The sequence below is a fragment of the Pontibacter sp. LHS1 genome (genome assembly GCF_058932855.1).
In genome coordinates this window covers 142,634-156,953 of the sequence record NZ_JBZYWF010000002.1, presented here as the reverse complement: position 1 = coordinate 156,953, position 14,320 = coordinate 142,634, and the positions used below count along the sequence as shown (strand labels likewise).

Annotated in this window: 14 protein-coding genes and 1 pseudogene; 3 read left to right on the top strand and 12 right to left on the bottom strand. The window is 47.4% G+C overall.

Going from position 1 to position 14,320, the window contains the following annotated elements:
- Positions 1-168: 168 nt before the first annotated feature.
- Positions 169-1,020, top strand: coding sequence for an SDR family oxidoreductase (locus AC5FXQ_RS05065; protein ID WP_493601405.1), 852 nt, complete (start codon positions 169-171; stop codon positions 1,018-1,020).
- A gap of 172 nt (positions 1,021-1,192) precedes the next feature.
- Here AC5FXQ_RS05065 and AC5FXQ_RS05060 read toward each other — a convergent pair whose 3' ends face one another.
- The 11 genes and pseudogenes from AC5FXQ_RS05060 to AC5FXQ_RS05010 all read right to left on the bottom strand — a co-directional run bounded on the left by AC5FXQ_RS05060 (position 1,193) and on the right by AC5FXQ_RS05010 (position 12,657).
- Positions 1,193-1,702, bottom strand: a complete 510-nt coding sequence (locus AC5FXQ_RS05060; protein ID WP_493601404.1) for a hypothetical protein — start codon at positions 1,700-1,702, stop codon at positions 1,193-1,195.
- Positions 1,703-1,897: 195 nt separating this feature from the next.
- Positions 1,898-5,077, bottom strand: coding sequence for a type I restriction endonuclease subunit R (locus AC5FXQ_RS05055; RefSeq protein ID WP_493601403.1), 3,180 nt, complete (start codon positions 5,075-5,077; stop codon positions 1,898-1,900).
- Entirely contained in the window at positions 5,058-5,756 is a 699-nt protein-coding gene (locus AC5FXQ_RS05050) for a restriction endonuclease subunit S (RefSeq protein WP_493601402.1), read from the bottom strand. The genes AC5FXQ_RS05055 and AC5FXQ_RS05050 overlap by 20 nt, the downstream gene beginning before the upstream one ends.
- Positions 5,757-5,782: 26 nt before the next feature.
- Positions 5,783-6,286 (bottom strand): annotated as a pseudogene (locus AC5FXQ_RS05045) (restriction endonuclease subunit S); the annotation flags it as partial.
- A 16-nt stretch (positions 6,287-6,302) separates the two neighbouring features.
- Positions 6,303-6,995 carry an SLATT domain-containing protein gene (locus AC5FXQ_RS05040; RefSeq protein ID WP_493601401.1) on the bottom strand — a complete coding sequence of 231 codons (693 nt, stop codon included), beginning with the start codon at positions 6,993-6,995 and terminating at the stop codon, positions 6,303-6,305.
- Between the two features lie 30 nt (positions 6,996-7,025).
- Positions 7,026-7,229 carry a KTSC domain-containing protein gene (locus AC5FXQ_RS05035; RefSeq protein ID WP_493601796.1) on the bottom strand — a complete coding sequence of 68 codons (204 nt, stop codon included), beginning with the start codon at positions 7,227-7,229 and terminating at the stop codon, positions 7,026-7,028.
- A 28-nt stretch (positions 7,230-7,257) separates the two neighbouring features.
- Positions 7,258-8,046: a DUF1828 domain-containing protein gene (locus tag AC5FXQ_RS05030; RefSeq protein WP_493601400.1), complete on the bottom strand. Its 789-nt coding sequence runs from the start codon at positions 8,044-8,046 to the stop codon at positions 7,258-7,260.
- Positions 8,043-8,570, bottom strand: a complete 528-nt coding sequence (locus tag AC5FXQ_RS05025; RefSeq protein WP_493601399.1) for a DUF6978 family protein — start codon at positions 8,568-8,570, stop codon at positions 8,043-8,045. The genes AC5FXQ_RS05030 and AC5FXQ_RS05025 overlap by 4 nt, the downstream gene beginning before the upstream one ends.
- A gap of 239 nt (positions 8,571-8,809) precedes the next feature.
- The gene (locus AC5FXQ_RS05020) at positions 8,810-9,106 is read right to left on the bottom strand and encodes a HigA family addiction module antitoxin (RefSeq protein WP_493601398.1); all 297 of its coding nucleotides are present in this window, start codon (positions 9,104-9,106) and stop codon (positions 8,810-8,812) included.
- 20 nt (positions 9,107-9,126) lie between these two features.
- Positions 9,127-10,962, bottom strand: coding sequence for a DUF8451 domain-containing protein (locus AC5FXQ_RS05015; RefSeq protein WP_493601397.1), 1,836 nt, complete (start codon positions 10,960-10,962; stop codon positions 9,127-9,129).
- Positions 10,963-11,001: 39 nt separating this feature from the next.
- The gene (locus AC5FXQ_RS05010; protein WP_493601396.1) at positions 11,002-12,657 is read right to left on the bottom strand and encodes a type I restriction-modification system subunit M; all 1,656 of its coding nucleotides are present in this window, start codon (positions 12,655-12,657) and stop codon (positions 11,002-11,004) included.
- 291 nt (positions 12,658-12,948) lie between these two features.
- Between AC5FXQ_RS05010 and AC5FXQ_RS05005 the strand changes: the two genes are divergently transcribed.
- The gene (locus tag AC5FXQ_RS05005; RefSeq protein WP_493601395.1) at positions 12,949-13,464 is read left to right on the top strand and encodes a RidA family protein; all 516 of its coding nucleotides are present in this window, start codon (positions 12,949-12,951) and stop codon (positions 13,462-13,464) included.
- 27 nt (positions 13,465-13,491) lie between these two features.
- Here AC5FXQ_RS05005 and AC5FXQ_RS05000 read toward each other — a convergent pair whose 3' ends face one another.
- Positions 13,492-13,920: a hypothetical protein gene (locus AC5FXQ_RS05000; protein WP_493601394.1), complete on the bottom strand. Its 429-nt coding sequence runs from the start codon at positions 13,918-13,920 to the stop codon at positions 13,492-13,494.
- Positions 13,921-13,988: 68 nt separating this feature from the next.
- Here AC5FXQ_RS05000 and AC5FXQ_RS04995 point away from each other — a divergent pair, with 68 nt between their 5' ends.
- Positions 13,989-14,258 (top strand): hypothetical protein, encoded by a 270-nt coding sequence (locus AC5FXQ_RS04995; protein ID WP_493601393.1) that lies wholly within the window; start codon positions 13,989-13,991, stop codon positions 14,256-14,258.
- The last annotated feature ends 62 nt before the right edge of the window (positions 14,259-14,320 follow it).

Here is a 14,320-nt window from a genome sequence, read left to right as displayed (position 1 = left end):
ATATTCAGCTGGTGTTTTTAATCAATTGGGGAGTGTACCAGGGTGCACTCCTCTTTTTTTGGTAGGTTTTCTAATAGTTTTCAACTCCCTACGTAAGGTATAGCAGGTAATGCAGCGGTTATAAGCAAAGGCTGCTGATCTGAGTATAAACTAAAAACCCATAAAAGGATGAAGATAGCCATAACAGGAGCAACAGGCCAATTGGGAAGGCTTGTTGTGACAAAACTCAAAGAGAAAGTAGCGCCGGAAAACATTATCGCGCTGGTACGCACGCCTGAAAAAGCCGATGACCTGGGCGTGGAAGTCCGGGAGGCGGATTACAGCAAACCGGAGACCCTGAATCGCGCCATGGACGGTATAGACACGCTGCTCCTGATCTCGTCCAGCGAAGTTGGGGAGCGGGTCATGCATCATGACAATGTAATTGAGGCGGCCAAAAAAGCCCCGGTGAAACGCATCGTGTATACCAGTCTGCTGCACGCCGACACCTCTTCCCTGAGCCTGGCCCAGGAGCACCTGGAAACTGAGGCCATGTTGAAGGACGCAGGTATACCGTACACGATCCTGCGCAACGGCTGGTACACCGAAAACTATACCGGGTCTGTGGCAGGAGCGGTTGCCGGTGGCGCTTTTATCGGCAGTGCCGGTGAGGGAAAAATCTCTTCCGCATCCCGGGCTGACTATGCTGATGCTGCCGTAGCTGTTATAACCGGAGAAGGGCACGAAGGCAAGGTATACGAACTGGCCGGAGACGAGGCCTATACCCTGAGCGATCTGGCCGCAGAAATTTCCCGCCAGACCGGAAAAGACATTCCATATAAAAACCTGCCGGAAGCGGACTATGCTGCCGCACTGGCCAGCTTCGGCTTACCCGAGGGACTGGCCCAGGCAATCGCTGGCTGGGATGTGTCCGCTTCAAAGGGAGCCCTATACGATGACAGCCGCCAGCTTTCCAGCTTGATCGGACATCCGACTACACCCATGGCGGAGACGGTGCGGGAGGCCCTGAAGGGGGGATGATTTCCTGCATTTAAGTGATGCTAAACGGGCAGGTGCTTTTAGTCAGAGCGCCTGCCCGTTTCGTTTTTAGTGCTGCAGATAACAGACGCTATACCTGCTACAGATCGTAAAGTCGCCTAGCTAAAAACCAGCTGTGAGCACAGTTTCCCTGATCTGTTGGCTATACCTGAGTTTAGGGTTTGAGCTGAATAGAGTTAAAGAACGTTTCTTTGTCCTCTTCACTGGCGGCATTGCCTTCTTCGAGGTACCAGCAGTCGAACAGGTATAGGGTACGGTCCAGCACGAACATGCGCTTGAAGCAGGTCATCGGTTTGCCCGTCTCCGGATGCGCAGCGGTGTAGGTAATTTCCTTAGCGGGGGAGTCGCCAAACGTGTAATCCGTTTCCTTCAGCAGCTTCCCGTTGGCGGCGTTCAATGTTCCATGCACGGCGCCCATCAGCACACCCTGTATGTCGAGCTTCGTCAGCTTCTCCTGGTGCGGCAGCTGACTGGTCATGGCCATGAAATAGGTTCTGGTATTGCTGATCGCTAATATCTTCTGCCTGGCATCTTCATGCGTCTGCGGTTCGAGCGGGAAGGCTACGGTTAAGACCGGGCTGACTTGCTTTTCTACCCAGTCGGTTTTCAGGAATACGAAGGAAGAGGTGATGAAAAGGGTGAGGAAGAGTAAGGTTGTTTTCATGGGTTGTTCTTTAGTTTAATTCATGTTTGTTGGGACAGGCTGCGACCTGTCCGAATCGTGCACAGGGTAATTTGTCTGAATCAGGATTTACAGGATTAAAGGATTCACGGGATTGGGTCTTGCCGCATTTCAAGTTTCTTGTTTTATTGTTATGCTATCCCGCGGACAGGTCGCAACCTGTCCCTACGAGGCAATTTACGCCACACTCATATCATACTCCTTATACCTGGCTTCGGCCTGCTCCATGATCTCATCCAGTATCTCCTGCAGTTCGGTCTTTACTTTGAAGCGGAGCACCTTTTTCACGGCTAGTTGAAGCTGTGCTTTGGTATCGTCTTTTTTGTACCAGTCGGGTTGCTGGGAGCTGCGTTTTACTTCAAGCACTATTTTCTGCACGAGCTCTTTTATCACAGCGAAGTCCTGTATCGCGTTCGGGTGGTTGGCCAGAATTTCGTAAAAGGCTTCTTCTTCGGCGGTTATACCTAGTTGCTTGCGGCGCTCGTCTTCTTCCTGCATTTGCCGGGCGAGTTCGCGCATCTTTTCCATGGCGACCAGACTATCGAAAAAGTGGTTGTGGTAGTCGGAGATGATGCGTTCCACTTCTTCTTTCAGGTTCTTATACTTCACCAGGTTTTTGTAAGAACGCAGCTTGAGCTCATCGTTCATAATCTGGCGAAGCAGTTCCAGTTTCAGTTCGTTGCCGGTTTTCTGCTCTTTGGCGGTGGCCAAAAACTCATCGTTGATGATGGAGATATCGAAGCGTTCTATACCTGCCATCTTGAAGACGTCCACTACCTCTTCGCTCTCAATGCTGCGGTGAATCAGGTCTTTTACCTTGTCCGCTTTCTCCCTTATTTTCCGGTCGGGGTTTTTGGCTTTGCGAAGGGCCGCACCGACGTGCTGCAGGTATACAATGTCGGCGGCTAGCTCGTTGATGCTGTCGTGGCTTTTGATAATAGGAGCGAGGCTGCTGAGTTTCTTTTCGTTCAGCATAAAGGTTTTGCTTCGTTCATCGTCGGCTACCAGATGATTGATTGCATGTTGTACCAGCTTCAGCTTCTCGGTTTTAGGTATAGCTGAGAAGTAAGGTACAGACGCCTGTACCGACGTCATACATGACGTCGCAATCGTTCCCCAATCAGCGGCGTGGCTGTTAGGTATAGCGCCGGCTGTTTGCGTTGTAGCTTGCTTTGTTGCGTTATCCACGGCAGGCGACGTCATGTATGACGTCGGTACATTTGCAGATACATTTACAGGCCCGCCCGGCAGCATATCCCGTAGCAAAGCAGCCGTTTCCCTGGCCAGCTCAAAGGCCTCTTCAATATCAAAAGCTACTTTGCCTTCTCCGCCTGCAGAGGTATACTTCTTGGTGGCGTCGCGCAGTCGGTCGCCGATGCCGATGTAGTCGACGATCAGGCCGCTGGGCTTGTCGCGGAAAACGGTGGCAACGCGGTTGACGGCTTGTATCAGGTTGTGGCCGCTCATCACTTTGTCGACATACAAGGTATGCATGGCAGGGTTGTCGAAGCCGGTGAGCCACATGTCGCGCACGATCACGAGTTTGAGCGGATCGTCCGGGTTTTTGAAGCGGGATTTGATGCCTTCCATGTCCTCTTTGGAGCGCACATGCGGGTGCCAGGCCGGTGGGTCTTTGGCGATGTTGGTGGTCATGATCACGGCCACTTCGGGGCAGCCTTCCAAGGCCGTTAAAGCGTCGTAAAGCTTCACGCAATTGCGGCGGCTCATACACACGATCATGGCTTTGCCTTCCAGGTTTTTAGTCCGGGAGGTATAGTGCTGCAGGATGTCGCGGGCGATGGCTTCGACGCGCTCTTTGGCTCCGGCGGCGTCTTCCATCGCGGCCCACAGTATCTTGTTCCTGTCGCTTTCTTCCAGACCGCCGGTTATTTCTTCGGCTTCTTCTTCGAGCTGCTCGTTGCCCAAGTGGAGCTTGGCCAGGCGCGGCTCGTAATAGATCGGCACGACGGCTTTGTCTTCGGTGGCCTGGCGGATGTCGTAGGTATGGATGATGTCGCCGAACACGGCTACGGTGTCGGCGTCTTTGCTGTCGACAGGCGTGCCGGTAAAGCCGATGAAACTCGCCTGCGGCAGTGCGCGGCGCAGGTTGTTGGCAAAGCCCTGCACCAGGCCATACTGCGTGCGGTGGCACTCGTCGGCAATCACGATAATGTTGTCGCGGGTGCTCAGCACGGGGTGCTCCAGCTCGCGGCCGTTGGCGGTGTCTTTCAGGTTGAACTTCTGCACGGTGCTGAACACCACGCCGCCGCTATCGCCGCTGAGCAGGCTGCGCAGCTCGTCTGTGGTGTTGGCTATGCGCACTTCGCCTACCAGGTCTTTGGCGGCCACGAAATCGTCGAAGAGCTGGCGGTTGAGGTCGAAGCGGTCTACCTGCACCACAATGGTCGGGTTCTTCAGCTCAGGCAGCTGGCGCAGAATGCCGGTGTAAATGGCCATGGTAATGCTTTTGCCGGAGCGGGTGGTGTGCCATACCACGCCGATGCGGCCATCGCCGTAGGGCTTGACCGACTGCAGGGTTTGCTGCAGGGCGTACTGTATGCCGAAGAACTGGTGGTACTTGGCGCCTTTCTTGATCAGCTGGCCCTTGTCGAGCTCATGGAAGATGTAGTGGCGCACGTATTGCAAAAGTCGCTCAGGCACGAGCAAGCCTTTGATAAGGGTCTCCAGTGCGAATCCATACGGATTCACTTCTTTGCCGTCGGTGCTTTTCCAGGCGGCGAACCACTCCAGGCCGCTGCTATACATGCCGTGCAGGGTGGTTTGGCCGTCGCTTACCACGGTGAGGGCATTGTATTCGAAGAGCTGCGGAATCTGGTAGGTATAGTGCTGCACCTGGTTGTAGGCGGCTTCTACGGTGGCGTCCTGGTTGAACAGGTTTTTGAATTCGAAGAGCACCAGCGGCAGGCCATTCACGAAAATGATCAGGTCGGGGATACGCTTGCTTTTGCCGATGATGGTGAACTGGTTGACCACCCGAAACTCGTTCTGCGAAATATCCTCGTAGGCGATGGGGTAGAAGTGGCCGAAGTGCTGTTTGCCTGCATCGTCTTTCCAGGTTTTGCTGATGCCTTTGCTGAGCTTGAGGTGGAAGGCGTGGTTGCGCTGGTGCAGGTCGGCGCCGCTGTTATAGAGGAACTCCTGCTTCAGTTCGGCCAGCACTTTTTGCGGCACCTGCGGGTAGCGGCGCTGCAGAAATCCTTCAAACACATCTTCGAGCACGGCTTTGCTCAGGTCGCGCTTTATATCAGAGCCATGTTGGTAGGTATAGGGCTCCAGTTCGCGCAGCCAGGCAATGGCCGCTTGCTCAATGGCTTCTTCAGCTAAGTACTGGCTCATGCAGTTCGTCCGGTTTGGTTTGCATTACATCAATTTCTCCCGACATGAGTTTGGGAAGGAGGGTGTCTCTTGTATTAGATAAGAGATAATTTTCATGTAAGTTTGAGCAGATTCTATCGAACATAGGCTTAACTTTTTCCCCAAACTCAGAGACTTGTTTTAAAGGTGGTAAAACACACTTAATACCTTCAATATCACTACCACTAATATTTGGCTGTGCACTCCCCATAGCTGTAGTTCTTAGTTCCTCTTGGTAAGCTTCAGAAGTTAAAAGTATAAAAGTGAAATAATTACCAAAAGCTACTTTCTCCTTGAAACAACCGACACGTTGATTTAACCATAAAGATTTCTCAGTCGATGGAACAATTCCGATTTTACCAACTTCAGCACCAGTCATAGCGATTAAAATGTCACCACTATTTACTTTAAATTTTTGATGTACTGTATTTGCTACTTGTTCATCTATGAACTGTGTAGTATGAATTTCAACACTGTTATTATTGATGTTTTTGATTTTAATAACACCGTTCGTTCCCTCTTCCTTAAAGTCTTTGCTTTTGAAAGCGTAGCCGTTTTGAATTGAGCTGACTTCTCCAATACCGCCAAAACGCCATCCCTCCGGCAGATTCTCTTCATCAATACCATCCACGAAATACTGCCGGAAGAGAATTTGCGCCATTTGCTCCAGCGTTTGTTCATGCGGCGGTTTAGCTCTATTTTGTCATCAAGTGCAGATAAGATTTCGGCTATGCGGCGTTGGGTTGGGAGATCGGGAGTTTTGATCTCTAGCTCCTTGATACTTTTTAAGCTAATTGTTTTTTGTGTTGAACCTGTAGCTAAAGAATCTATTTGTTCTCTAACAATTGTTGAGCACAAAGAATAATATAGAAACTGAGAATCTATTTTAGGAACTACAAATAAAGTGTTTTGACCTAAGCAGAAAGCTTGATCGTTTGGTACATAGCTAGAGATACCATACGTACCAACTCTTGACATAACAATGTCTCCTTTTTTGGCTTTGTACTTTTTGCTAAACTCTTCATATACTTCACTTGACACTTTTAGAGTAGAATGAAGATTAAGAGGTCCACCCTTAATATCCGTTACACGAACCATTGGATAGCCTGAGGATGAGTAACTAGGAGTCTTGTGCAAACTATCTATTATAGTTGCTATTTCTCCAAGTTTATGTGTTTTCCAGTTGGTCATTTAATTTTGTTTATACCTATTCAGCGTTAAGCTGAAATATTATGTATAAGATAATTGGGCCGACTATTAAGGCGAAGTATAAAAGTTCTTCTCTGATAAAATATTCAACCCTTGTATACCAGCGTCTAATTAGGTTTTTGTTAAAGTACTTTGGCTTTGTGATTTGAAATTTCTCAAAATCAATAGGCTCATGATTTTCATATTTAGCTAGGGTAGCGTCATACCTTTTTAGTAATGAGACTATTTTTTTATTCAGATCTTCCTTTTCTTGAATTAAAGTCTTTGCTTGCCGCAATTCGTTATATAGCACCGATAACTCGTTAGCACAATCATGATAACGTAATGCTCTAACTTCATACTTATTAGCTGTTTCAAATTGGCTAAACACAAGTATAAGTATAGATAAAGACGTTGTAACGAAACCTAAAGAGTTTACATCAAGCGGAGAGATAAAAGAAACATCATATACTGTGAATAGATTGACTATTATCAAATATGCTGATAAATAACCTATGGTCTTAGATGATAAATTTGCCTTCCTTAAACACCTAGCATGAGCCTGGTATCTAGCTCCTTTAGTTACCCAAATTTTATAGTTCAGCTCAGCATCAAATTCTTTTTTAACATAGGGAGGCAATTTATCTTTAAGCTTCGCAATACGATTAGCTCTTTTGTAAAGCCTGTACCTACTGGAAATGAATGCTAGCATTATTTTTAACAGTTTTATAGAAAAAAATAATTAGCGAATTCGCCTCCATCTGTATCTGTTCTTTATGTAAGCGCTAAAATATTCGCCATGAGAACTTGCTCTCATCAATGCTTCATAAATATGAAATGGTACATTAAAATATTGGTAGATCCCACCACTTCTAAACTCTATTTCTAGTACTCCCACTCTTGAGTCATAACCGACAGAGTATAAGTTTGATGATGAAACAAACATCCTTTCCATACTATTTTGCTAAATTAATTTAGGCAACTTCTTTAAGTTTCTGAACATTTTCAGGTTTATTCCTTTCGCTCCATAATATGTATTCCGCTCCCTTGCTCTGCAGCGCAGTTATAAACTCTTCTTTTACTTCATAATTTGTGTCGTTAATCACAGCCAAGCCAACCACACTTTTTCCTGTTTGTTTCTCTCTTACACTTTTTATATCCTCCCAAGTAAATAGAAAGTGGGGCAGGTTCATAGTGTTAATGGCGTTAAATGATTTCATTACAACTTCGGTTTTCCGATAAGCAATCTGGAAGTCAAAAGTAAACTCAAGCCCCGTTGTACCTTTAGAAATAAAATGTGGTGTATAAATCAAGTTCTGCTCATCCAAGAAGTGTTGGACATCTTCTCTGAAAACAGAAGATACAGTATGTTTAGCTAAAAAGTATAAATCATTAACTTCTGAAATGGCAGATAAGATATTCAGTTTCTTTTGGGGAAAATTCTGTTCTTTCGCCTCGGTTATTAACTCGTTCTTTTCAAGTCTTACACCATAGTTTAATAAAATCTGATCAAGAAGTTCTTTCCGTTTGGGTGAACGGGTTAACTGAACTCCACTCAATTCAAGATTACGCAAAGTTTCTCCATCATCGGATAGGAGAATTTTATCGTTTTCTTTTTTGGCGTATATATCAATGGAGTCATTGAACAATCCTGTAAATGGCGTGCTTATTTCTACCCAGCCACTCTGTGTATCTTCTCGCAATACTGTCTTTTCCCGAAGAAACTGGTAGTAATTGTTAATATGGGTGTCCATCCAGCTCATAGAGAGATAGTTAATTGTCTGTGGATTCTAATATTTGTTTGCAAATTGATTAATCTGCAAAAGCTTTCAAAAGCGGAAGCAAAATCGTTGAATGAATTCACCTCCTTCACATCAAACGGATCTATTTCTAGAGGAATAGCCCAGTTTAAAGGAGCATATCCATCAATCACATAATGTATATGCCCAGGATAATGGTCCAACCATTCACCAGCATAAGGGACAAAAGAAGTAGGAACATGTTCATTCACCATTTCAGGGTTTTTGTGCCTGCCATTATAATCTACTCTTATTAAACCGTAGCTAGTATCTTCATCTTGGCAATGAAGTGAAATCTTTGTTCTGTTCTTTGCACTTTGAAAAACCTCTATAAAGCACGATACACTTCGATCGAATTCAGAAACTAAATAAAATCGCTCTTGAAATGGTGTTGAAGGACTTAATAATTTATTCTCTATTATTGCTTCACCTTCGATTAGCTTCTTGGGTAAGGCTATTAAGTCGTTTGCATATTGAGAGCTTATCATTACTTTATAGAGTAAATATCAAAAAATGTTTTATCAAATACTAAATAAATTAGTGTGTTGGTTGTTTGGCTAATTACATTAGTTGTTTTGCTCAGCTACACTAAACCCAATCCCCTCCAGATTCTCCCGAATCCGCTTTTCCAGCAGGGCGCTTTCTTCAAACTGAGCGGCTAGTTCGGTAGTCAGCAGCTTCATCTTCTCTTCAAACGGAACGCCGTCGTCTTCCTCGGCTTCGGTGCCTACGCCGCCGACCTCAGAAAATGCGTGATTTTGGAGGTATCTACTTTCTGCCGTACCTGCCACAGGTCGTAGTTTTTCTGGAAGTTCAGCCAGAAATCGGGCGTGGTGTCAAAGGCTACTGAAAGCTTGAGGGCCATTTCAGCGCTAATTCTCGTATGTCCGTTTAGGATCAGCGACAGGTGCTTGCGGCTGGTGTTGAGGCCAGGGGCAACTTCTGTTACTGTTTTGCCAATGCCGTTCATGTACTCGCGTAGTATCTCGCCTGGGTGGGGCGGGTTAAACATCTCCATGTTCATAGCTCTAAGTTTTTTAATAGTTACACCGCCCTGTAAGCTTGCTCCGGATGGTTGGGCATGTCTGGTTCCGTATACTGTAGCTTGCCTACTTTTCTTAAAGGTGTTATATAACTATGTAATAGGTGCTTCTCACTTGTTCTCCCTAATAGTGCTGCTATCTCCTTCAGCTTTAATGGTCTCCAGGCGCAAAGGTCTACAATTACACGAGCGGTATCTTCCTTACTGAACTTGCGTTTACCCATTCTGGTAATCACGTCCCTTAAATCTTTAGGTAACTGGTTCGTTAAGTTTTCTACTACTGGTTCGTTATCTTTATCAGGTGGTTCGTTAGTAATCGGAACTGGTTCGTTATCTCCTTTAAGTAGTGTGTTAAGCCTGGCAGGTAGTGTGTTACCAGTGATATAATAAGTTGCCCGTCCTTTGCCTTTCAGTTCAAGTAGTTCGTTATCTCTGAGTGCTCTAAGCTCAGCACTTGCTTTGTTTCCTTCAAGGCCGCTCAGTTGCCTGAAAGTAGCATTATCTATAGCGCCAACTTCCCTGACAAAGATCAGGGCTTTCTTTTGGTTTTCACTTAAATCAAATTGTTTGAACTGTTGCAGCCAACGTAAATCTTCCTCGCTCAGGAAATGATGCAATAACAGCCTGGCGGTAAACTGGTTGCTGCTGTGGTTCGACTCATACGTGGGAGGCACCATGCCCGCTTGCTCCATCAATTTCCGCATGGTCCTGATGCCGCTTCCTTTTGTCTCTGCCAGGTTGGTTTCATGGAAAATAGCAGCAATAAAAGGGTTCCGTTGTTCTGATCCCGGCTCACCCAGGTGATCTTCTGGTTTGAGCGAAAAGCCAGGGTTGATAATCTCTATACGATTGCCATACCTGATAATCTGGGTAGGCTGGTTTACACGGTAGGAGCGGTGCATTAAGGCATTTACCAGGGCCTCGCGCAGTACGCGTCCAGGCAATCCAATTGACTCGGCCTGAAGTTGCCCTTCGGGTAGAAGGAAGCCTTTAGGCAGATCATCGGCTATGGCATTGTAGGCTCGCTGCAATAATATAAGCAAGGGGCCGCGCATGTCGATCGTGGTAAAACGATTGTCAGGGTCAGCTACCCATTCGTTACCAGGCACACGGATATAGTCTAAACGGACAGCAGGCATCAGCCTTCTTTGGGCCATCCTGTTTCCGAACACCAGTAATCCGGCATACGTCAGGTGTGCTTTACCGGCAATTTTTTTTACACAGCCTAAGGAAATCAGCAGCTCTTCGTCTGTAAAGGTTAGTTCCTCGGCATAGGGATTTACCCTGGCTCTTAAAGTCCGGTATGTTCCAACAGCATTTTCGTCGACATCCTCCCAGGAAGTATCGGTAACCAGCGCGCTGTCAAATGTTTCGTTATGGTTAAAGAACAGTAGCAGGTCATCCTCTGTGCAACGTTGGTCAGTTGGGCCTATTCTTCTGAAAGCACCTCTGGGAAGGCCTTCATGTTTAAAATAAGCCGGTTTTTGCGAGGCAGGGAGTTCGGGGACATAAATTTTAAGAATATTCAGCCCATTAATGCTTTCCACAAAAATCTCTGGCCTGATAGCCTGGTTAAAGCTTCCTGCACATTGAGAAGCCAGATCAGATTGTAGCTTATCAGGGTTAGCTACACCTGTTACCTCGTAGGATGGGAAAAGCGTAAGTTCTTTTCGCTCGACACCCAATACAATATAGCCACCTTCCAGGCCAGGCTCGTTAGAGAAGGCGCATATCGTTTCCATGATAGAACGATCAATGGCACTTCCTTTCTTTGCCTCTATCCGGGAGGTTTCGTCTGAAGTATTTAACCGTTCAATAAGCTCTTTTCCTGAATCCATGATATGTGTCAAGTTCTCTATACCTTAAAGTAGCTGCGCCTACAACCCAAACCCAATCCCCTCCAGGTTCTCCCGAATCCGCTTCTCCAGCAGGGCGCTTTCTTCAAACTGAGCGGCAAGTTCGGAGGTCAGCAGCTTCATCTTTTCTTCGAAAGGAACGCCGTCGTCTTCCTCGGCTTCGGAGCCTACGTAGCGGCCCGGCGAGAGCACGTAATTGTTGGCGGCAACTTCGGCTATGGTAGCGGACTTGCAGAAGCCTTCCGTGTCGGTATAGCTGCCGCCGATGTTGCGCCAATTGTGGTAAGTGTCGGCAATGCGGGCCACGTCGGCATCTTCGAACACGCGCAGGCGGCGGCTGGCCATAGTGCCCAGTTTGCGGGCATCTATAAAGAGGATCTCGTTTTTGCGTTCGCGGTGCTCGCCGTCGCGGCCGTCGCGGTTTTTGCTCAGGATAAAGATACAGGCCGGTATGCCGGTGGTCAGGAACAGCTTGTCAGGCATCTGCACAATGCAGTCTACCATGCCTTGCTGTATCATGTGTTCGCGCACGTTTTTTTCACCGGCGCTTCCGGTGGTCATGGCGCCGTTGGCCATCACCACACCTGCCGTTCCGCGCTCCGAGAGGTGGTGCCACAGCGTCTGGAACCACATGTAATTGGCGTTGCCGGGTGTGGTAAAAGTATCTTTGGCCCCGAAGAGGCGCGGGTCGTTGTCGGGCAGCAGCTCGGGATGCCAGTTACTGATGTTGAACGGCGGGTTCATGAGGGCGTAGTCGGCCTTCAGGTCGGGGAAGCGGTCCTGCAGCAGCGAGTCGCCCAGCTTCACGTCGAAGGAGAGGTTTCGCAGCAGCAGGTTCATTTTGCAGAGGCGCAGCGTGCCTTCGTAGCGCTCCTGACCGTAAATGGAAATGTCGTTTTTGTCGCCGCCGTGCGCCTGCAGAAACTTGAGGCTCTGTACAAACATACCACCCGAGCCGCAGGCCAGGTCCATGATGCGGCCCTTGAGCGGCTCCAGCATTTCCACGAGCAGACGCACCACCGAGCCCGGCGTAAAAAATTGTCCCGCACCGGAACCTTCGGCCATGGCAAACTTGCCGATGTAATATTCATACACGCGGCCGTAAATGTCAGACTCGGGGTTGTTGATCTCGGAGAACTTCTCTTTGGAGAACAGGTTGATAAGCCCGGCCACCTGCGTAGGGGAGAGCTGGCTCTTCACGAAGATCGGCTCCAGCACGCCTTTGTAGTCGGGGTTGCGTTTGCTCAGGATCTCGTCGATCAGCACAAATGCCTGGTCCACCTTCACCTTGATGTCGTCCTGCTCAGCGTTCTCGCGCAGGTAGGTCCAGGTCGCTTCTTTCGGCAGACGGTAAACGTTCTTTACCTGGTACTCCAACTCGTCTTCCAACACGGCGCTGAGGTAGCTTTCCTGCTCAGGCTGAGGCAGCGACGCAAAGTTTTGCGTCGGTACAGGTATACCGTATTGTTCAGGGTCTTCAAAAAGCGAGAGCTGCAGCTCCTGCTTGCGTATCTCAAATCGCTCGGAGAGGTGCTTTAAGAACAGCAGTGAGAGCACGTAGTCTTTGTACTGATTCTCAGCTACCGCGCCGCGCAGTTCGTTAGCGGCATTCCAGAGTTCGTTTTCAAAATCTATATCCGCTTTAGCTTTAGCGGCAGGGGTATTCTTCTTGGCCATGTAAGGGTGTACTCGGTGTTAAAACAAAGGCTCAAGATAGGGAAATATGTAGAATGTTAGGAGGAAAAATATAGATTATTTGGAATATTTATAAACGTATACGAAGTCCTATACCTATTGTTTGAAGGTACAGGTATAAGCGAACATATTCAGATTTCTCCTATCGTCGAAATGACAGGGCGGGTGACAGGTAGCAAATAAGGCTATCTAAAGGCTCAACCTTTAGGTGTAAAACCTCGTCCGATGACAGAGCAGCGATCTGATTGCCATTACTTAACCTATTCTACAGGTATGAAAACACTACTACTGACCCTAATGTTCTTTACCTCGTTCGTGGCTTTTGCGCAGTCACCCGAAGAAAAGTTAGCGCAATTAAACATCCAACTGCCGCAAGTGCCGGTCGCCGGTGGCAGTTTCGTAGACGCTGTAAAAGTTGGAAATCTGATTTACCTGTCGGGCAAAGGTCCGCGTAACAGCAACGGGGAGTACATTAAAGGCAAGCTGGGACAGGACCTGACCGTAGAGCAGGGGTATGAGGCGGCAAGGTTGGTTGCCCTGCTGCAACTGGCAGTACTGAAAAAAGAACTGGGTGACCTGAAGCGGGTAAAGCGTATCGTGAAAGTGAATGGGTATGTGAATTCGGCCGCGACCTTTTACGACCAGCCGAAAGTGATCAACGGGTATTCAGATGTGATGATCGCAGTTTTTGGGGACATGGGCAAACATGCGCGGACTGCGATAGGTACCAATGCGCTTCCGTTTAACATGGCAGTAGAAGTAGAGATGATCGTGGAAGTAGCGGAATAAACGCCATTCAACCGCAGGAGGTGCAGACTAATCCTCTTGGTTCCTGCTGATCCTGTTGGCTGTTTGTCTGTCAAACCTCACATTCCAGGTCGCACAATTCAACACCCCACCATCCTCATCTAAAGCACTACTCGGCACAGGTATAACCTGACACCGTTTGAAAATCCGCTCCGCCTCTTTCAACGCTTCCTCATCTTCTGGTAAATCAAACTGCTCTGGTGCTACCTGCACCGGCATATAATCGCGACACCTGATATCGTTTGTGTTATCGATAAAGCTGTAGGGTATACCTGCTTGTTTGAGCTCCTTCTCCAGGTACAGCCAAAAGCTTTTCAGCGCTGGCCGTTCTTTAATCAGGCTGCTGAAAAAAGCAAAATTGGTGTCGTGGTCGGGGATCATTAAAAAGCTGGATGAAAAGGAAATAAGATATGTTTTACGCAAGATAAAATTACACAAAATTAAAATGCGAAATATTTTGTTTTTGCTATATTTGTCGGAACTTCAATCTTTTTATACCTACTTAAATGAAAAAGAATTTAATTAAAGGCATGGCATTTATCCTGCTTGCTGCTTCCTTTTCCAGCTGTGCTACAGTATTTGGTGGACCCGTAACTGAATATCAGCGAACTAAACCTGCTCCTGGTCAACCACAGCGAGAAGTTCGTGTTGGTGCGCTTATAGCTGATGTGCTTTTGTTCTGGCCTGGCGCTGTAATTGACTTCGCTACAGGTGCTATTTATAAGCCACAGCCTACTGCAAAACTGAACCCAACTAGCCAGAACAATGCTAACTAGGTAATGAACTGTATAGAAAGCCCATTCAGCTAAACTGAATGGGCTTTCTATTTTAAAGCTCA